This window comes from Desulfallas sp. Bu1-1, assembly GCF_015594625.1.
GTDB lineage: Bacteria > Bacillota > Desulfotomaculia > Desulfotomaculales > Desulfallaceae > JADNRQ01.
On record NZ_JADNRQ010000003.1, the window covers coordinates 64,640 to 83,967 of the forward strand.

20 protein-coding genes are annotated in these 19,328 nt (G+C 55.5%); 12 read left to right on the forward strand and 8 right to left on the reverse strand.

The features are described from left to right. Positions 1-2: 2 nt before the first annotated feature. Both IT084_RS04530 and IT084_RS04535 read right to left on the reverse strand, forming a co-directional pair. Positions 3-1,184, reverse strand: coding sequence for an acetyl-CoA C-acetyltransferase (locus IT084_RS04530; RefSeq protein ID WP_195711541.1), 1,182 nt, complete (start codon positions 1,182-1,184; stop codon positions 3-5). Positions 1,185-1,292: 108 nt separating this feature from the next. Further along, positions 1,293-1,661, reverse strand: a complete 369-nt coding sequence (locus IT084_RS04535) for a VanZ family protein (protein WP_243276758.1) — start codon at positions 1,659-1,661, stop codon at positions 1,293-1,295. A gap of 94 nt (positions 1,662-1,755) precedes the next feature. On the opposite strand from IT084_RS04535, the gene lspA reads away from it, so the two are divergent. Both lspA and IT084_RS04545 read left to right on the forward strand, forming a co-directional pair. Beyond that, positions 1,756-2,226 (forward strand): signal peptidase II, encoded by a 471-nt coding sequence (lspA, locus tag IT084_RS04540; protein ID WP_195711543.1) that lies wholly within the window; start codon positions 1,756-1,758, stop codon positions 2,224-2,226. Continuing rightward, complete coding sequence (locus IT084_RS04545; RefSeq protein ID WP_195711545.1) at positions 2,213-3,142, forward strand: RluA family pseudouridine synthase; 930 nt, start codon at positions 2,213-2,215, stop codon at positions 3,140-3,142. The genes lspA and IT084_RS04545 overlap by 14 nt, the downstream gene beginning before the upstream one ends. On the opposite strand, the gene IT084_RS04550 is transcribed toward IT084_RS04545, so the two are convergent. Both IT084_RS04550 and IT084_RS04555 read right to left on the reverse strand, forming a co-directional pair. Then, positions 3,135-3,587 carry a DUF441 domain-containing protein gene (locus tag IT084_RS04550; RefSeq protein ID WP_195711547.1) on the reverse strand — a complete coding sequence of 151 codons (453 nt, stop codon included), beginning with the start codon at positions 3,585-3,587 and terminating at the stop codon, positions 3,135-3,137. The genes IT084_RS04545 and IT084_RS04550 overlap by 8 nt on opposite strands. Before the next feature lie 73 nt (positions 3,588-3,660). Then, on the reverse strand, positions 3,661-4,488 hold the full coding sequence (locus IT084_RS04555; RefSeq protein WP_243276759.1) for a phosphosulfolactate synthase: 828 nt from the start codon (positions 4,486-4,488) through the stop codon (positions 3,661-3,663). 162 nt (positions 4,489-4,650) lie between these two features. Here IT084_RS04555 and IT084_RS04560 point away from each other — a divergent pair, with 162 nt between their 5' ends. Further along, positions 4,651-4,845 (forward strand): hypothetical protein, encoded by a 195-nt coding sequence (locus IT084_RS04560; RefSeq protein ID WP_195711549.1) that lies wholly within the window; start codon positions 4,651-4,653, stop codon positions 4,843-4,845. 203 nt (positions 4,846-5,048) lie between these two features. Further along, a complete protein-coding gene (locus tag IT084_RS04565; RefSeq protein WP_195711551.1) occupies positions 5,049-5,594 on the forward strand; it encodes a carbonic anhydrase in 546 nt (181 codons plus the stop codon). Positions 5,595-5,682: 88 nt separating this feature from the next. Here the strand turns inward: IT084_RS04565 and IT084_RS04570 are convergent, their stop codons facing one another. After that, on the reverse strand, positions 5,683-6,999 hold the full coding sequence (locus tag IT084_RS04570) for an MFS transporter (protein ID WP_195711553.1): 1,317 nt from the start codon (positions 6,997-6,999) through the stop codon (positions 5,683-5,685). 117 nt (positions 7,000-7,116) lie between these two features. On the opposite strand from IT084_RS04570, the gene IT084_RS04575 reads away from it, so the two are divergent. The 6 genes from IT084_RS04575 to carB all read left to right on the forward strand — a co-directional run bounded on the left by IT084_RS04575 (position 7,117) and on the right by carB (position 14,861). Then, the gene (locus IT084_RS04575; protein ID WP_195711555.1) at positions 7,117-7,392 is read left to right on the forward strand and encodes a YqhV family protein; all 276 of its coding nucleotides are present in this window, start codon (positions 7,117-7,119) and stop codon (positions 7,390-7,392) included. A 217-nt stretch (positions 7,393-7,609) separates the two neighbouring features. Further along, positions 7,610-8,158: a bifunctional pyr operon transcriptional regulator/uracil phosphoribosyltransferase PyrR gene (gene pyrR, locus IT084_RS04580; RefSeq protein WP_195711557.1), complete on the forward strand. Its 549-nt coding sequence runs from the start codon at positions 7,610-7,612 to the stop codon at positions 8,156-8,158. Between the two features lie 133 nt (positions 8,159-8,291). Further along, on the forward strand, positions 8,292-9,230 hold the full coding sequence (locus IT084_RS04585) for an aspartate carbamoyltransferase catalytic subunit (RefSeq protein WP_195711559.1): 939 nt from the start codon (positions 8,292-8,294) through the stop codon (positions 9,228-9,230). After that, on the forward strand, positions 9,214-10,482 hold the full coding sequence (locus tag IT084_RS04590; RefSeq protein WP_195711561.1) for a dihydroorotase: 1,269 nt from the start codon (positions 9,214-9,216) through the stop codon (positions 10,480-10,482). Before IT084_RS04585 ends, IT084_RS04590 begins: the two co-directional genes overlap by 17 nt. 84 nt (positions 10,483-10,566) lie before the next feature. Then, positions 10,567-11,646, forward strand: a complete 1,080-nt coding sequence (gene carA, locus IT084_RS04595; protein WP_195711565.1) for a glutamine-hydrolyzing carbamoyl-phosphate synthase small subunit — start codon at positions 10,567-10,569, stop codon at positions 11,644-11,646. Between the two features lie 2 nt (positions 11,647-11,648). After that, positions 11,649-14,861, forward strand: coding sequence for a carbamoyl-phosphate synthase large subunit (gene carB / locus IT084_RS04600; RefSeq protein WP_195711566.1), 3,213 nt, complete (start codon positions 11,649-11,651; stop codon positions 14,859-14,861). A gap of 145 nt (positions 14,862-15,006) precedes the next feature. Here carB and IT084_RS04605 read toward each other — a convergent pair whose 3' ends face one another. After that, positions 15,007-15,162: a peptidase gene (locus tag IT084_RS04605; protein WP_243276760.1), complete on the reverse strand. Its 156-nt coding sequence runs from the start codon at positions 15,160-15,162 to the stop codon at positions 15,007-15,009. An 84-nt stretch (positions 15,163-15,246) separates the two neighbouring features. Here IT084_RS04605 and IT084_RS04610 point away from each other — a divergent pair, with 84 nt between their 5' ends. Continuing rightward, positions 15,247-16,086: a dihydroorotate dehydrogenase electron transfer subunit gene (locus IT084_RS04610; protein WP_195711567.1), complete on the forward strand. Its 840-nt coding sequence runs from the start codon at positions 15,247-15,249 to the stop codon at positions 16,084-16,086. After that, positions 16,086-17,009 (forward strand): dihydroorotate dehydrogenase, encoded by a 924-nt coding sequence (locus tag IT084_RS04615; protein WP_195711847.1) that lies wholly within the window; start codon positions 16,086-16,088, stop codon positions 17,007-17,009. The genes IT084_RS04610 and IT084_RS04615 overlap by 1 nt, the downstream gene beginning before the upstream one ends. Before the next feature lie 82 nt (positions 17,010-17,091). Here IT084_RS04615 and IT084_RS04620 read toward each other — a convergent pair whose 3' ends face one another. Together IT084_RS04620 and IT084_RS04625 are read right to left on the reverse strand one after the other, a co-directional pair. Beyond that, the gene (locus tag IT084_RS04620) at positions 17,092-17,589 is read right to left on the reverse strand and encodes a DUF3231 family protein (protein ID WP_195711569.1); all 498 of its coding nucleotides are present in this window, start codon (positions 17,587-17,589) and stop codon (positions 17,092-17,094) included. A gap of 263 nt (positions 17,590-17,852) precedes the next feature. Further along, positions 17,853-18,842: a sodium:calcium antiporter gene (locus IT084_RS04625; protein WP_195711571.1), complete on the reverse strand. Its 990-nt coding sequence runs from the start codon at positions 18,840-18,842 to the stop codon at positions 17,853-17,855. Positions 18,843-19,328: the final 486 nt, after the last annotated feature.

Sequence of the window (19,328 nt, forward strand, 5' to 3'; positions counted from 1 at the left end):
GCTCATACCTCCCTTTCCACTACAATGGCGACGCCCATACCGCCGCCCACGCATAATGAAGCCAGCCCGTAACGGGCGTTGCGCCTGGCCATTTCGTGCAGCAGGGTGACGACTATGCGGGTTCCGGTGCATCCCACCGGGTGGCCCAGGCCGACGCCGCTGCCGTTGACGTTGACGATTTCACGGTTTAAGTCCAGCAATTTTTCGCAGGCCAGGTACTGGGCGGCAAAGGCTTCGTTCAACTCAATCAGGTCGATGTCAGCCAGCGTAAGGCCCGCTCGCTGCAGCGCTTTCTTGATGGCCGGCACCGGGCCGTAGCCCATCAGGTCGGGTTCCACGCCGGCCCGGGCGTGGCTGACAATCCGGGCCAGGGGCTTTTGGCCCAATTGCCGGGCTTTCTCTTCGGACATGAGCAGCACCGCGGCGGCGGCGTCGTTCAGGCCGGAGGCGTTGCCCGCCGTAACCGTGCCGTTTTTGCGAAAGGCCGGGGGCAGCTTGGCCAGTTTTTCCATGCTGATGTCGGCCCGGGGGTGTTCGTCCCGGTCGACCACTACCGGGTCGCCTTTGCGCTGGGGCACCGCAACCGGCACGATTTCCTCCTTAAAGTATCCTTTTTCGATGGCGTTGATGGCGTTTTTGTGGCTGCGGTAGGCAATAACGTCTTGTTCTTCCCGGTTAATTCCGTACTTGTCCGCCAGGCGTTCGGCGGTTTCACCCATCAGGATGCCGTGGATGGGGTCGGTCAGGGTTTCCCACAGGGCGTCGGTAATCTGCCCGTGCTGCAGGCGCATGCCCCAGCGGGCTTTTTTCAACACGTAGGGGACGTTGCTCATGCTCTCGGTGCCGCCGGCCAGGACGATTTCCGAGTCGCCGGTGACTATTTGCTGGTACCCGCAGATGATGGCCTGCAGGCCGGAGGCGCATTGCCTTTGAATGGTCATGCCGGTTACACTGTTGGGCAGACCGGCCATGAGCGCCGCAGTACGGCCCACGTTGGGCTCGTCGCTGCTCTGGGCGCAGCAGCCCAGGATAACGTCGTCGATTTCCGCCGGGTTAATCCCGGAGCGCTTGATTACTTCTTGAATCGCCGTCACGGCAAGTTGGCCGGCGGTTACCGAACGCAGGGCTCCGCCGAAATCGCCGATCGGCGTGCGGGCTCCCGCCACTATCACTACGTCCCGCATAAGAAATCCTCCTTTGTCTCAGCACGATCTTGGCTGGATGGTCTTTTAGTTAATTTTCTTCTTAATTTTCAAAAAGTCCTGCTTTTCTAATAATTTTATATAAAATAATTATCTGCTGGAAGCACGGTGCTTTTTTTCTTTCTTTAGAAAATAAATCAAAACCAGGGCCAGGCCTGCGCCGGCCAGGTCCCTGAGCAGGTCGTGGAAATCCGGAAACCTTCCGGGCACAAAATACTGGTGAATTTCATCTGTTACTCCGTAACCAAGGCATAATAAAAAGGAAAGCAGGTGGGGGCGGGGCCGGCCCGTTTTGTACAGCGCCCGGTAATATAATGCGGCCAGGATAAAATAAGCGATGATATGGCCGAAGTCAAAGTTGTTGATAAAGGGGAAAAGCGAACTCAACTCGCCGCCGGTGCGGCCGGACAGGTAATAAATTACGGCCATCCAGATGATGGCGGGAATCCATGCTAACAATGGCAGACACTCCTTTTTACGCGTGCTCCGGTTTTTTCCACCCGAACATGTGGTATTATATCATGTAATGGGATATTGGAGGAGGTAATGGAGCTTGCGCTTTATTTTAATCTCCTGGCTGGCGCTGGTGGCGGATCAGGTTTCCAAGTATATCATTTATACCAACATGATGCCGGGCGAATCAATACCGGTTTTCCCACCGGTATTTTACATTACTTACGTGTTGAATCCCGGGGCGGCTTTCGGCATGCTGGCCCACCGCACCAACTTTTTCATCCTCGTCTCGTTTCTCGTTATTATCGGTGTGATGGCGGGTTACCGGTACCTGCCCCGGGAAAGAACGTGGATTCATAACGCCTTGGGTCTGGTTGTGGGCGGCGCGCTGGGCAATCTGGTCGACCGGATCCGCCTGGGCAGGGTTGTGGATTTCCTCGACTTTCGGGTCTGGCCGGTGTTTAACCTGGCGGATACCGCGATTGTGATCGGGGCGCTTTTGCTGATTATCGACGTTTGGCGTTCGGACAAAGAAGGTAAAAAAAGGATGGATACCGGTGCCGAGGAATGAATCTTACCTGGTTGGGGCGGGCGATGCCGGCAAGCGGCTGGATGTCTTCGTGGCATCCATGGAGGAGGAACTGAGCCGGTCTTTTGTGCAGAAATTAATCAGCGAGGGGTTGGTCCTGGTTAACGGCAAGGGTGCCAAGGCCAATCACCGGCTGAAGGAAGGGGACGAGGTGGCGGTTGCAATACCGCCGCCCGTGGAACTTGACGTGCTTCCGGAGCCCATTCCCCTGGACATATATTATGAGGACGCGGACGTACTGGTGATTAACAAGCCCAGGGGCATGGTGGTGCACCCGGCGGAGGGCAATTACACGGGTACGCTGGTAAACGCCCTGCTTTACCACTGCCGGGATTTGTCCGGCATCAACGGGGTGCTGCGCCCCGGCATTGTGCATAGAATCGATAAGGATACGTCGGGCCTTTTGATGGTGGCAAAAAACGACCAGGCTCACGAGCGCCTGGCCGAACAGCTGAAAGAACACACCGTTACCCGGGGCTACCTGGCGCTGGCCCACGGCGCGTTAAAATACGACATTGGGGTGGTGGACGCTCCAATCGGCCGGGATCCCGGGGACAGGCAGAAAATGGCCGTGACCGGGCGCAACGCCAAGCGGGCGGTAACCCATTACCGGGTGCTGGGCCGGGCGCAAAATTATACCCTGCTGGAACTGCGCCTGGAAACAGGGCGCACCCACCAAATCAGGGTCCACCTGTCCTATACCGGCCACCCGCTGGTGGGGGACACCCGTTACGGCCCGGCCCGGCCTCATTTTAACCTTGACGGCCAGTTTCTGCACGCCTACCTGCTGGGCTTTGTCCACCCGCGGACCGGCGAATACCTGGAATTCAAAGCCCCGCTGCCGGAAGAGCTGTCTGCGGTTCTGGAAAAGCTGGGCCTGGAACCGCCGGTTATTTAAACAGGTTGATCGTCTCCAGAAAGAGGGCGGTGAGACCGGCCGCCATTAACGGGCCCACCGGGATACCGCCCAGAAACACGATTCCAATCACCGAGCCGATTAAGAGCCCAAAAATCATTTCCGGGTCAATCTGGAGCAGCTGCAGTCCTTCACCGTTCAGGTGGGTGGCCAGCGCTCCCCCCACAATGGCCAGTATTCCCGGCAACGAAGTGAAAGTCAGGAGCAGTTCTTTTTCCGTTACCTGGCCTTTGGCCACGGGGACGAGAATCGCCAGCAGCAAAAACAGCAGGCCCAGTTCCAGGCCCCGTTTTTCCAGGATGGGAAAAATAAAATTCAAATTGGCGAATTTAATGATCAGCAACACGCAGGCGGCGGTGGCGATCAGGTTGGAACGGGCGATGATCCCCACCAGGAGCAGTGCCACCAAAAGCGAAACTCCATTCATGGCCGGCTCGCCTCGCTAGTATAGGTTGTAGTAAATATATGCCACCTCCGCCAAACGTATTACCAGGATCAGGTTAGCCTATTTTTTGGATTTCCATGTCATCGATCACCAGCTGCAGGGTGTCCGCCCGCAATCCCACCCGCAGCGCCTCCAGCGCCAATACCTCCTGGGGGGGGATATTACCCAGGTTAACATCCGGCCCGAACCGGGTGATCAGGTCCTGCTGTTGAATTTTCAGGGGCGCTTCCCAGATAATAAATGAAGGATCATCAATCATGTCCAGCATTACTTGCATGTGCTCATCCATCATTTTACCCTTGGCGTTGTAAAGTCCCACGTTAAGACCGCATTCCCTGCCCTCCATTATCACCCTGTAAGCTCCCGCCTTAAGGTCACTAAGGGCCTGGCGGGCCAGCGTGTGCACCGATATCTCGGGGCCGTTGTTTTTTTTGCCCACCTCCGTTAAGACTGTGAAACCCATTTCCGCAGCCATAAAAATTGCCCGCTCTCTCACCTCCCGGCTCATGGAAATGGTGCCGTCGCTGATTTCGATGGCGGTGAAACCCAGGGATTTGCATTTGGCCAGGAATTCCCCGACCTTGTTCTGCCTTAAAGCCACTTCGAAAAATGTGCCCCCCGGGTAAATATCAATGTTGTAAGAGCGCACCAGTTGAATTTTCTCTTCCAAGGTGCCTCCGGCGTAAAGCGCCGGGGTTCCGAAACCCAGCTTGATAAAATCAACGTGTTCGTGGTTGATTTTCAAGAGATCCCGTGTTTCCCCTATGCCGATGCCCTTGTCGATGATCATGGTTAAGCCGCGTTTTCTTGGTTTCATTTCTCGTGAACCAAGGGGATAGTTAATAATATCCCGCCAGGTGCCGGTATTTTCATGCCCGGACAAAGTATCAACTCCTTTTCCCGTTGTCACTCATCCCGAAGGGCGAGCGCAAACAGTCACCTCCTTTTACGGTTCCAACGGAAAAGGTTCGGTGTTATTTGATTAAAATTATTCAAAGCATGACTGGTTGGTTACCCGGATTACCTGCCAAATAACGGCTGTCCTGTGTATATAAGGACAGGTGGCGATTTCACCAAAAAATATGCGGGGAGTGATGATCAGTTTTTCATGATGAACGGCGTCAAACCGTTAGCCGGGGGTGTATACAGCGTAATTAACCCGGCGGGTAAAATTGAGGACTTGGCTGGGAACGCTTTTGCTGGTATCGGCATGGACCGGTACACCCTGGCGGTAAAATAGCGCTCGGGTGATGTGACAAAAATAATTATGATCAAGGAGGAATAACTGCCTGATTAGCCGAATTAAATAATATAGTAAAAAATATCACAATCCGCATGGACGACAATCGCAAAGGGCAGCCGGAACAAAGTTTTTGATCCGAGGCAAGTGAATTATAGTACATAACTATTCTTGATTGGTTAAAAAATGGGGGGTAAGGAAAAATGAATAACCTGGTGCCGGTTTCCTCAATGGAGGATATTTTTCAAGAGTATCGCGGTACGCCCATTGAAAAGTTGCTTAAATACCACAATTTGCAATATCCCTTTGACACTTACGGCCATGCCGAATTGCTGATTGGGATGTGCATGGATTACCGTAAACACCTGCGCATACCCGACAATTTTGCTTACGTTTTACGCACGGGAGGCGGCAATCTGCGTTATAGCGAGTTCAAATTGTCTTACGCCATCGCCATTGGAGGGGTTTCAGCCATTGCCCTGATCGGCCACGATAACTGCGGCATGGTGAACTTGATGTCCAAAAAGGACAGGTTTGTCCAGGGATTGGTGGAAAGGGCGGGCTGGCCCAGGGAACTGGCGGAGGAGCATTTTATGCATTTTGTGCCCATGTTTGAAATCGGCAACGAGATTGATTTTGTATTGAACGAGGCCAAACGGTTGCGTAACCGTTACCCCAAAATACTGGTGGCGCCCTTGTTTTACAACATGCAGGATAAACTTTTATATTTACTTGAAGAGAAGCTGTAAATTTTTGAGCATTTTTGACCCGCGTGTGAGTAAACAAGCAAGCCGGTGGAAAAATTACCCGGGGTTTGCCTTATGAAAAATATTCAGGTTAATTTTCCCCTTTGATTTGTTTTTTATCCGGCAAAGGCTTGCGGGCCGGTGTAAAAACGAATTCGGCCATTTCCGCCTGTTCCGGCGGCCGCCGGTCCGGTTCCGGGCCCTCCCCCTGCCGGACCATGTCCCGCACCCGGATGAAAAACAGCGCCCCCAGCGCCGCCACACCGGCCAGGCCGGCACCGCCCCAGTACATGTAAGCGTTACCCAAATCCATCAAGTAGCCGAACAGGGGGGGACCCGCGGCTACGCCCAAAAAGCGAACGCTGCCGTACAGGGATGTCACCAGTCCTCTTTCTTTTGAGTCCACCGTGCTGGTGATGATTGTATTCAGGCAGGGCAACAGCAGGCCCGTGCCGGTGCCCGCCACGGATATTGCGGTAAAGAAATAGTAAACGTTCTGGAACAGGTTCAAAGAGGCCAGGGCAAGGGCCACCAACCCCAAACCCGTCACGGCCAGCCATTTCATCAGCTTGACCTTGTTTTTCAGGAGCAGGCCGGTGATATACGAAGTGGTGCACATGAACAGCACGGGAATGGCCAGGGCCGCACCTTTGAGAATTCCGTCAATGGCCATTCTTTTCTCCAGGTAATCGCTCAGGAAAAACAAAATGCCGAACAGGATTAACAGCGCGGTCATGCCGCCCAGAAAAGAGGCCAGCAGCATGGCCGATTTTTTTTGAAACACCTTTTTAATGGACTGCGCGTACCGGGGTATACTTTGCGTGGCCCGGTTGCCCTCCGGTTCATTGACCAGAAACCAGATGCCCAGCGCAATGGGAACGATAACGGCGGGGAAAAATAAAAAAGTTGCGTACCAGGCGATCAGCCCGATGGCGGCGCCCAGCACGGGGCTGAGTACTTTGCCCATGCCGTTGGCGGCCTCCACCACCCCAAGGGCCTTGCTGCGCTTTTTCCCCGCAAAGATGTCGCCGGTAAGGGCCATGGCGATGGGGGTGGTGCCCGCGGCGCCGATGCCCTGGACGATCCGGCCGCTCACAATCCAGTTATAAGCCCTTTCCTGGAGGAATATGGACGCGAGCCCGGCGATGACTCCGCCCAGTCCATAGAGGATCAATCCCGGGATAATCACTTTTTTACGGCCGATGCGGTCGGATAAAAAGCCGGCCAGCGGAATGAGCAGGCCGGGTACGGAAAATGCGGTAATGATCATGCTGACTTTAAGCTGGCTTAAATGCAGCGCTTCCTTTATATCCGGCAACACCGGTATGAGCATGGAATTGCCCAGCACCATGATGAACGGCACACCCGATATGGCGGCAATTGTGGCGGTTCCGGCTTTCGCCCCCATTTACCGTTTCACATCCTTTCATGAACATTCGATATTTTGCCTCCGCCCCGGTCAAGGTATGCATTTTGGGTTTTGCACCTGCATAATAAAAAGTAGTAAAAAAAGGGGGGAATAAGCTTGTTTTTTATTTTTGATAAAATTGTCATGGCCATGGCGGCGGTGCGCTTCTTGTCGGCCACCATTGAATTCAGCGCGGCCATGCTGATGCTGTACTTCAACAGGGTGGAGGACGCCTTTAAAATAAATGCCGTGCTGGCCCTGGTGGGACCCACGGCGCTGATCACCGTCACTTCCCTGGGACTGGTTGGTCTGGCCGGCAAGGTATCGTTGATGGGAATGGTTTCCATCATGCTGGGGGTGGCGCTGATTTTCCTGGGCATTAACAAGCTGTAGCGCTTTGCGCTTTTGCAATATATATTGGCAAAAAAAAAGTTGACGCCGCTTTTTGTTTTTGTTACTATAAGTTAAATGTAAAACCACCTTGAAATCGGTCCCGTGAGGCCGGTAAGGATTCATAGATGCGAAACGGGGGCGCAATGCGCCTGTCTATGCCTGCTTACCGGTAAAAGCAGGTTTTTTTCATGCCATCTGTAGCCGGGGGTGCATTATCTTGGAAACTCTCAAGGAGAAAGCCCGGATTCTGGATAGTGACGGTATCAGGCGCGCCCTGACCCGGATCGCGCACGAGATTATCGAGCGCAACAAGGGCACTGATAACCTGGTGTTAATCGGCATCAGGCGCCGCGGCGTTCCGCTGGCCCGGCGGCTGGCGGAAAAAATTAAAGAAATTGAGGGCAGCCTGGTGCCGGTAGGCGTACTGGACATTACCCTGTACCGCGACGATTTGTCCACCCTGGCCCACCAGCCCGTGGTCAGGCAAACCGAGGTTAATTTTCCCGTTAAGGGTAAAAAGGTTGTTTTGGTGGACGATGTGCTGTACACCGGCCGCACTATCCGGGCCGCCCTGGACGCCATTATGGATCTGGGCCGCCCATACAACATTCAACTGGCGGCCCTGATCGACCGGGGACATCGCGAACTGCCCATCAGGGCGGATTACGTCGGCAAAAACGTCCCCACTTCCCGCAGGGAACTGGTGGAGGTACGCCTCGAGGAAACGGACGGGAAGGACGAAGTTGTAATCCAGGAAAAAACATGATCGATGGTGCCATCCTTTAAAGCGGTCCTGCGAGGCCGGCAAGGGGGACCAACAATTACGTTCGCCCTGCCGGCCTCCGCCGGGATGCACTTGCAGCCCGGGAGGCCTTATTTATTAGGTTAGGGGTGTTAAAGTGTTTAAGCGCAAGGATTTGTTGGGGCTCAAGGACCTGACCGCCGCGGAAATTGAGCTGCTGCTGGATACGGCCGTACCCATGAAGGAAATAATCACCAGGCCGATTAAAAAAGTGCCCACGCTGCGAGGCCGCACGGTGGTCAATCTCTTTTACGAGAACAGCACCCGCACCCGGGGTTCGTTTGAACTGGCGGCCAAATACTTGAGCGCGGACAGCATCAACATATCCAGTTCCTCCAGCAGCGTGGCCAAGGGGGAAAGCCTTTACGACACCGCCCGCACGCTGCAGGCGCTGCGCGCGGATGTGATCATTCTGCGCCATCCCATGGCCGGCGCGCCGCACCTGTTGGCCGGGGCGGTGCCGGCGGCGGTGATCAACGCGGGGGACGGGGCGCACGAACACCCCTCCCAGGCCCTGCTGGACCTGTTTACGGTGCGGGAACATCGCGGAGAAATTTCCGGCCTGCGGGTGGTTATCGTGGGCGACATTTTACACAGCCGGGTGGCGCGGTCCGATATCTGGGGGTTTACCAAACTTGGGGCGGAAGTGCGGGTATGCGGCCCGCCGACGCTGATTCCACCCGGGCTGGAACAGGCGGGCATCAAGGTTTTCCACCGGATGGAGGAGGCTCTGGTGGATGCCGACGTCATTATTATGCTGCGCATCCAAAAGGAAAGGCAGCAGCAAGGTTTGTTCCCCAGCCTGCGGGAATATGCCCGGATGTACGGGTTAAACCGGGAGCGCCTGGCGCTGGCGCGCAAAGACGTGCTGGTCATGCACCCCGGCCCGATGAACCGGGGTGTGGAAATTACGGCCGACATCGCCGGCGGCCCGCGGGCCGTGATCGAGGAACAGGTGACCAACGGGGTGGCGGTGCGCATGGCGCTGCTGTACCTGCTGGCCGGGGGAGGTGCGGGACATGAAAATGATCATTAAAGGCGGCCGGGTACTGGACCCGGCTTCCGGCAGGGATGAAGTAACTGATTTGTATATATGTGACGGGTTGATCAGCGATAAATTTGAAGCTGACGCCGGCACTGCGATTGTGGATGCCTCCGGCCAACTTGTGATGCCGGGGTTGATCGACATGCACGTACACCTGAGGGAACCGGGTTATGAATATAAAGAAACCATTGCCACCGGCACCGCTGCGGCCGTGCGGGGCGGTTTTACCGGCGTGGCCTGCATGCCCAACACCAACCCGGTTGCCGACAACCGTTACGTAGTGGAATTTATTCGCAAAAGGGCAGCCGAAGCCGGCCAGGCCGGCGTTTACCCGGTGGGCGCCATCACCAGGGGCAGCCGGGGCAAGGAAATGGCGGAGCTGGCGGATATGCGGGACGCCGGGGCGGTGGCCTTTTCCGATGACGGCCATCCGGTCATGGAAGCCGGGACCATGCGCCTGGCCATGCAGTACTGTAAAATGCTGGGCGCGGTGATCATATCGCACTGTGAGGATAAAACCCTGGCGGCGGGCGGGGTGATGCACGAGGGATATTATTCCACCATCCTGGGACTGAAAGGGATTCCCGCTTCCGCCGAAGAAATTATGGTAAGCCGGGAAATTATCCTGGCTGCGGAAACAGGCTGCCCGGTGCACATTGCGCATATCAGCACCGCCGGTTCGGTGGCCCTGGTGCGGGAGGCTAAAAAAAGAGGCATCCCGGTAACGGCGGAGGCCACGCCCCATCACTTCACCCTCACCGACCGGGCGGTGGCCGGGTATAATACCGCGGCCAAGGTAAACCCGCCGCTGCGCGGGGAGGCCGACGTGCAGGCGGTACGGGAGGGCCTGGCCGATAATACCATCGATGCCATCGCCACCGACCACGCGCCGCATGCTTTTGATGAAAAGAACGTGGAGTTCGACCTGGCCCCCTTCGGAATGGTGGGCCTGGAAACGGCGGTGGGCCTGGTATGGACCGAGCTGGTGCACACCGGCATTCTCACGCCGCTGCAGGCGGCGGCCAAATTATCTTTAAACCCGGCCCGCATTCTGGGTCTAAAACGCGGTACCCTGGCCATGGGGACCGCGGCTGATATTACCATTATCGATCCCGGGCTGGAAGAAACCGTGGACCCGGAAAAGTTTACCAGTAAGGGTAAAAATACGCCCTTTGCCGGGCGCAGGCTCAAGGGCCTGCCGGTGATGACCATAGTGGCCGGCGAGATTAAATACCGGAGATAATTGGTGCCAGGTGTTGCGTTGTTGCGATTTGGATAATCATTTATTTTAAATAGACTTACTTAGTAACTGCGGAGGTGTATTAGCTTGAAAGCTGTTTTAGCCCTAGAAGACGGCACAATTTTTACGGGAGAGTCATTTGGCGCCGCGGGGGAGCAGTGGGGCGAGGTGGTATTTAATACCGGCATGACCGGGTACCAGGAAATATTGACCGACCCCTCCTACTGCGGTCAAATCATTGTGATGACCTACCCTCTCATCGGTAATTACGGGATCAACAGGGAAGATTTTGAAGCCAAAAGGTCGTATATCCGCGGCTTCGTGGTCAGGGAGGCCTGCGACCACCCCAGCAACTGGCGCGCCGGTTACCGGATCGGTGATTTTCTGACCCGCGAGGGAATTCCGGGCATCAGCGGAGTGGACACCAGGGCGCTGACCAGGCACCTGCGCAGTTATGGTACCATGCGGGGCGTTATTTCCACCGCGGAGGTGGACCCGGCCGAGCTGGTGAAAAAGGCCGGGTCCTGTCCCCACCTCAGCGGGCAAAAACTGGTGGCGGACGTGGCCACCAAAGAACCATATACAATTGAAGGCAACGGCCCCCGGGTGGTTCTGATCGACCTGGGTTCCAAGCAAAACATTATCCGGCGGCTCAGACAAAGGGATTGCAAAGTAATCGTGGTGCCGCCGGGTATTACTCCCGGACAAATCGGGGAGCTTGAACCCGACGGGGTGCTGATATCCAACGGCCCCGGTGATCCGGTGGATGTGCCGGGCACCATTGATACCGCCCGGGCGCTGATCGGTAAATACCCTCTGTTCGGCATTTGCCTGGGGCACCAGGTCATCGCCCTGGCCCTGGGGGCCAGGACCTATAAGATGAAATTCGGGCACCGCGGCGCCAATCACCCGGTAAAAGACCTGTATACCGGCAGGGTTTATATTACCTCGCACAACCACGGCTTTTCCGTGGATGAGGAATCGTTAAAAACACTGGATATCGAGATTTCGCACATCAATTTAAACGATAATACGGTTGAGGGGATCCGGCACAAGTATTTGCCGGTGTTTGCGGTACAGTATCATCCCGAGGCTTCACCGGGGCCGCATGATTCCGACTATATATTTGACCAGTTCATGGATATGATGCGCGGGGAGGAACAGTAATCATGCCAATTAAGAAAGGACTCAAGAAAGTTTTGGTGGTGGGTTCCGGCCCCATTATCATCGGCCAAGCGGCTGAATTCGATTACGCCGGCACCCAGGCCTGCCGGGCGTTGCGCGAGGAAGGCCTGGAAGTGGTGCTGATCAATAGCAACCCGGCTACCATTATGACCGATGCCAACATGGCGGATCGAATCTACATCGAGCCCATTACCCCGGAATTCGTGACCCGGGTAATTCAAAAGGAAAAACCGGACGGTTTTTTGCCCTCCCTGGGCGGCCAGGTCGGGCTGAACATGGCCCTGCAGCTGTCCGAGTTGGGCGTGCTGGACGAGTATGGGATTCAACTGCTGGGCACCCCGCTGGAAGCCATTAAGCGGGCCGAGGACCGGGAGCAGTTCAAGTCCACCATGGAAAAAATCAATGAGCCCGTACCCGAGAGCACAATCGTCAGTTCAGTGGAAGAGGCCGTGGAGTTCGCCAAGCAAATCGGCTTCCCGCTGGTGGTCCGCCCGGCCTACACCCTGGGCGGCACCGGCGGCGGCATGGTGTACAACATGGACGAGCTTGTCGCCACTTGCACCCGTGGTTTGAAGGCGAGCATCATCCACCAGGCGCTGATCGAGCGCAGCGTGGTGGGGTGGAAGGAAATTGAGTTCGAGGTCATGCGGGACGGGGCGGACAATTGCATTACCATCTGCAGCATGGAAAACATCGACCCCATGGGCGTGCACACCGGAGACAGCATCGTGGTGGCCCCGGTTCAGACCCTGAGCGACCGGGAGTACCAGATGCTCCGCAGCGCCGCGCTGAAGATCATCCGGGCCCTGGGCGTGGAGGGCGGCTGCAACATCCAGTTTGCCCTGGACCCCAACAGTTATACTTATTACGTCATCGAGGTCAACCCGCGGGTGTCCCGTTCTTCCGCCCTGGCCTCCAAGGCCACCGGTTACCCCATTGCCAAGGTGGCCAGCAAAATCGCCATCGGCCTGAACCTGGACGAGATCAAGAACGCGGTGACGGGCAAAACTTATGCCTGTTTTGAGCCGTCCATCGATTATACCGTAATCAAGTTTCCCCGCTGGCCCTTTGACAAGTTCGCCCTGGCGGATCGCACCCTGGGCACTCAAATGAAGGCCACCGGCGAGGTGATGGCCATCGACCGCACCCTGGAGGGAGCATTGCTGAAAGCCATCCGTTCCCTGGAAATCGGGGTGCCCGGCCTGATTTATCCGGGCATGGCCGAATTAACCGATGAACAAATTGAGCAAAAACTTGCCCAGCCGAATGACGAGCGGCTGTTCGTACTGGCCGAGGCGCTGCGCCGGGGCATGCTTTTTGACCGCATCTTTAATTTAACGAAAATAGACCGGTTCTTTATCCAGAAGATCAGCAACGTGGTGCAGTTGGAGAACAAGCTGCGCCGGTGGGGCAAGGCCGCCCTGTCGCCCCGGCTGCTCCTGGAAGCCAAGCAAATGGGCATGGCCGACGCCTACTTGGCCCAGGTCGCGGGCGTAACGGTGGACGAGGTCAGGGCGCTCCGGAAAGCGAACGGCATTGAGCCGGTTTACAAGATGGTGGACACCTGCGCCGCGGAATTCGAGGCGGTCACGCCTTATTATTATTCCTGCTACGATCAGGAAGACGAAGCCGAGCCCACCGCCAACCGCAAGGTGGTTGTGCTGGGCGGCGGTCCCATCCGCATCGGCCAGGGCATCGAGTTCGACTACTGCTCGGTGCACTCGGTGTGGGCGTTGAAGGAAATGGGCTACGAGGCCATTATCATCAACAATAACCCGGAAACCGTAAGCACCGACTTTGACACGGCCGACCGGTTGTATTTCGAGCCGCTTTTGCCGGAAGATGTATTGAACATCCTGGAAAAGGAAAAGCCGGAAGGCGTAATCGCACAATTCGGCGGCCAGACCCCGATCAATTTGGCCGCGCACGTGCACCGGGCCGGTTTCAACATCCTGGGCACATCCCTGGACAGCATCGACCGGGCTGAGGACCGCGAGCGGTTCGATGCCCTGGTGGCCCGGCTGGACATCCCTCGCCCTCCGGGTGGCACGGCCACTTCGGTGGCCGAGGCGGAGGAAATAGCCCAGCGCATCGGCTTCCCGGTGCTGGTGCGCCCATCCTACGTGCTGGGCGGGCGGGCCATGGAAATTGTTTATAATCTTGACGATTTGAGAAACTATATGGAGAACGCGGTGAAAGTAACGCCGGAGCACCCGGTGCTGGTGGATAAATACTTCCTGGGTGAAGAAATCGAAGTGGACGCCATTGCCGACGGCGAAACAGTGCTCATCCCGGGGATCATGAAACACGTGGAGCGGGCCGGGGTGCATTCCGGGGACAGCATCGCCGTATACCCGGCCAATCACCTGGACCAGCGGGTGCGGGAGCAGATCGTCGACTACACCACCAGGCTGGCGCTGGAACTGAACGTGCGGGGCATGATCAACATCCAGTACGTGCTTTACAACGGGCAGATTTACGTGCTGGAGGTCAACCCCAGGGCCAGCCGCACGGTACCGTACATGAGCAAGATCACCGGCATCCCCATGGTGAACCTGGCCACCAAGATCATCATGGGCCAAAAGCTGGCGGACATGGGTTACCGGGGCGGGCTGTACCCGGAAACGAAGCTGGTGGGAGTGAAGGCGCCGGTGTTCAGTTTCGCCAAGCTGCTGCAGGTGGATATATCGCTGGGTCCCGAAATGAAGTCCACCGGCGAGGTGCTGGGCGTGGACGCCAGTTACCCCGTGGCCCTGTACAAGGCGCTTTTGGCTTCCGGGGTGGTATTCCCGCAGCGCGGCAACATTCTAATGACGGTGGCCGACAAGGACAAGGAGGAAGCGCTGCCCATCGCACGCGGCTTTGCGAGCCTGGGGTACAACATCCTGGCCACCGCGGGCACGGCGCGTTACCTGGAGGAGCACGGGGTCAAGGCGACGCGGGTGAACAAGGTGCGCGAGGGATCGCCGCACATTGACGACCTGCTGCGCCGGGGAGAAATACACCTGGTGATCAACACTCTCACCAAGGGCAAGGCGCCAGAGCGGGACGGTTTCGTAATCAGGCGGGCTACGGTGGAACTGGCGGTGCCGTGCTTGACCTCCCTGGATACCGCCCGGGCCATCCTGGAGGTACTGAGCGACTTCCAGGAGGGTTCCGAAATTTCGTTGATCCCCCTGCAGGAGTACTTGAATTAGTCGTCAATCGCCAGTCGCCGGTGGTCGGGCCATTTACATTAAACTAAAAGCCCCGGACGGGTTTGCCAATCCAAACCCATCCGGGGTTTATCTTAACCGGGCCGCGGCCCGGAGGATATGTCAGGGGGAATAAAAAGGACCCGATTTAAGCACCTTTTTTCAAGGTTTCCACTGCTTTCATCAGGTCCCGGTTCAGGTTGTTGAACCATTCCTTAAGTTCCCGTTGTTTTTCGGCCTTTTGCGCGTTGGACCGGATCATTTCGGTCAGTGCGCTCACGGCATGCTCTTTGTCGGTCATCATGTAACACCTCCTTTTTCTATCAATATAACAGTGTTATGTAAAATGTCAATGAAAATAATATTAAATTTTTTGGAGGTTTTTCCAATGTCCCAATTAGTTCGGACCCGGATCACTAGCCGGGAAGAACCGGCGCCGGGGTTCTGCCTGATTGAATTTTACGCGCCGTCCCTGGCCCGGGCGGCACAACCCGGGCAGTTCGTGCATATCCGTTGCGGGGAGGGTAGCGACCCCCTGCTTCGCCGCCCCATCAGCATTCACGCTGTGAACCGGCGGGACGGCCTGGTGAGGATTTTATTCCAGGTGGTGGGCAGGGGCACCGCCCTGCTGGCCCGGAGCGGGGAGGGTATGATCGACGTCATGGGCCCCCTGGGCCGCGGCTTTTCCAGGGGTCAGGCCTGTCGTAACTGTAATAACTCGAGCGGGAACGCCCCGGCGGGCACTGGAAACACCGGCGATATTATCGTGGTGGGGGGCGGAATCGGAGTCGCTCCGCTACATTTTTTGCTGCAGGAAATCGCTGGATCCGGCGAGTCCGGGCGAACCACAGTGCTGCTGGGCGCGCGCAGCGCCGGGCAGCTCTTGATTCGCGAAGCAGTGGAAAAAATGGGTTTTGTGGTGCACGTGGCCACGGATGACGGGACGGCGGGGCACCATGGGCCGGTAACCGGCCTGCTGGCGAATGCACTGCGGCGGCATCCGGGTTTTGTTTATGCCTGCGGGCCGGCGCCCATGTTGAAGACGGTTTGCGCCCTGCTGGCCGAGGCCGGAGTGCCCGGGGAGGTTTCGGTGGAGGAGCGGATGGCCTGCGGCGTGGGCGCATGCCTGTCCTGCGCCTGCCGGGTGCGCGACGCCGGCGGGCGGGAAACCTATCGCCGGGCCTGCGTGGACGGTCCGGTATTCCCGGCGGGGGAGGTGGTCTGGTGATGAACCTGGCGGTGAATTTAGGCGGCATTAAAATGAAAAACCCCGTTGCCACAGCCTCAGGTACCTTCGGGTTCGGCCTGGAGTACCAACCCTACATCGATCTGCAGCGTCTCGGGGCAATTATTGTCAAGGGAACCACCCCGTCGCCCCGGGCAGGCAACCCTCCGCCGCGCATTGCCGAAACGCCTTCGGGTATGCTCAACGCCATCGGCCTGCAGAACCCGGGCGTAGACCGGGTGGTGGAGGAAATTTTACCCCGGCTGGCGGGTTTGGGCACGCCGGTAATAGTCAATATCGCCGGGGACACCGTGGAGGATTACGCCCTGGTGGCCCGGAAACTGGACGGCGCGCCGGGGGTGGTGGGGCTGGAGGTGAATATATCCTGCCCGAATGTTAAGAAGGGTGGCATTCAGTTCGGAAGTGACCCCCGTTCGGCGGCCGAGGTGACCCGGGCGGTGAAGGCGGCCACCGGGTTGCCCGTAATCGTCAAGCTCTCACCCAACGTCACCGACATTGTGGCCATGGCCGAGGCCGTGGCTGAAGCCGGGGCGGACGCCCTGTCGATGATCAACACCCTGCTGGGCATGGCTATCGACGTGGACAGGCGCAGGCCGGTGCTGGGCAACGTCACCGGGGGCCTGAGCGGCCCGGCGGTGCGCCCGGTGGCGGTAAGGGCGGTCTGGCAGGTATACCGGGCGGTTTCGCTGCCCATCCTGGGCATGGGGGGCATCATGACGGCCCGGGACGCGCTGGAGTTTATCCTGGCCGGAGCCACGGCGGTGGCGGTGGGAACAGCAAATTTCGTCAACCCGCGTGCCACCGTGGAGGTGGTGGAAGGTATCGAACAATACATGCGGGAAAACGGTTTTACGGATATAAACGAACTGACCGGCCTGGCCCAGCGCAATGTGGCCGGGTGTTAAGCAAATCGCAGTCAGATATAAAGCGCAGGGGTTAACTTTAAAACCTGCGCTTTATGTCTTAAACTGCGTAATAATAGTATGCTTAACTTCTTTTGTCACACATGGGTGGGACATATAACCAGCCCTTTGATTTACCGTAAGAGGTAAGTTTATCATATAGATTTATTTCTGTTTCCAGCATTTTAATAAACATATTTTTTAAATGTTCTTTTTCGACCGCTAATATACTTTTTGTTTGCTGAATTATAAAATTTTGTATTCCCGAATAAATGATGCGAAACATTATTTCATCTCGTAATATTTCAGTATTAGTAGGAGTGTTTACTGACTTTGGTGGTCTTGGGGGTAAAGGAATAGCAAAATAATTCATTTGTTTTTCGATAAATTCTATTTCATTATTGAGGATTTTTAATCCCATAGTTAATATAGCTTTAAAATCATTATCGTGGGCGAAGTTCTGAAAAATTTGTGTTATTTCTAAAGTATCATATCTCTGAGCAAGATGTTGCCATAAGCAAAATACTTCCCCGCAATGAGGTTTTTCTTTTGTATTATTGCAAAATGAACTTATAAATTGCATTATATAACAACACTCCTGTAAGTAGTTCTTTACAGTTCCATTTATGCTTATTAGTTTGAACCATGGACTAGAATTTATTCAAATTTGTATTGATTTGCTGCATATTCCAAAGAGAAAGTGCCACACTAGATGCCACCTTTATGTTGCTTTTTTTGATATTTACCATATCATACCATGAAATATGGTTCAAAATGCTTTGCCCAAAAGGCCGCCTCCGTGCCGCCGGTTGCATTCAGGTGCGGCGGGCTTGGATTGTGATTATGTTAAATCGTAAAGGCCGAAATAATAAATACCACGTAAAGCGCTCCGGTAGAGACCAGTGTTATGGGACGGATTGTCTTTTTCAGCTTTAAGCTTAAATAAACCAGTCCCGCACCCGCAAGGGCCAGAATAGCGCTGATCAAGGCCAAATCAGACAGCGCCCAGGGAGTTAAAGCTATGCCCAAAGCGGGGATAATGGAACTCTGGAACACCATTGCCCCGGTTATATTGCCCAAAGCAAGGGTGTCCTTGCCCTGGCGCACCCAGATCAGGCTGTTGAATTTCTCCGGTAATTCCGTTGCAATCGGTGCGATAAAGATTGATAAAACAAAAGGCGAAATGTGCAGAATTTCAGCTGCATGCGTGATTCCGTCCACAAAAAGGTGCGCCCCGGCAATAATGCCGCCCAAGGCTGTAAGCACTTGAAGCACGATTACGGGGGAAGCCGGCTCTTGTTGTTTCCTGGCCAAATACAGGGGTTTTAGTTCAGCTTCCCCAAGGGCCTTACCATCTCTGAGAGTACGGGCGGCGTAAAAAATGTAAGTGATTACTAATAGTATTGCCACGGGCGGTTTATACGCCATGGGTAAAAAAGCGGCTATGATAGCCAGCGAGTATACCAGCAGAAAGAAACCAAGGTCCCGTTTCATAATGGAATGGTCGACCAGCATATGCTCCCGCCGCTTGCCTTTAACCGTGTAAAAAAGGGCGGCGATGCCTGTGATGGACAGCGCAAGCGTGGCCAGCATAAATGGCGCTCCGAGGATGGCGCCTATGCCGATCTCGTGCGCTGCTTCCCCGGTTCCAAATAAAATGGCGATAACAGGTATCATGGATTCCGGCAGGGCGGTTCCCACTGCCGCCAGTATGCTTCCCACCGCGCCTTCGGATAGTTTCAGTCTTTTGCCCAGCCATTCGATCCCATTTGTAAATAATTCCGCGCTAAACAAAATCAGTGCCAATCCACCAATCAAATAAACTATTATTGACATTTTTTTCACCCTTTCCAAAGGTTTTGTTTTGTAATGGTTAAAAATAAAAGCGAGACCCTCACGAATAATCTCGTGCAGGTCTCGCTTAGCCATCTTCAAAAAGCTACGCCAAACCGGGCCTTTGGCCGTATTGACGATTTGGCAACCCGTTAGTCCGGGCAGCTACTCCCCTTTAAATCTAATTTTATGAGGAAAAGAGCATCTAGTCAATAGCCAACTTTGGTCGTTCCTCCGGCCAAGCCGGGGGATTCCCGGTCCGTCCCGGCCGGCAACCGCGCGGTACCTTGCGGCACAGTAGGCGATAAACCGCGGGGAAATATTCTTATAATAGTGTGCAATTCTAATATATGGTATAATGCTTGCGATATAATTTTTTTATGTGGTGATGTTTGAAAATGAGGTAAGAATGGGAATGTTTCCGGATTTTAGCATCATGTTAACGACATTTTCTTTAAATTATAGCTCCGGGTTTTACTCGGTTGCGGG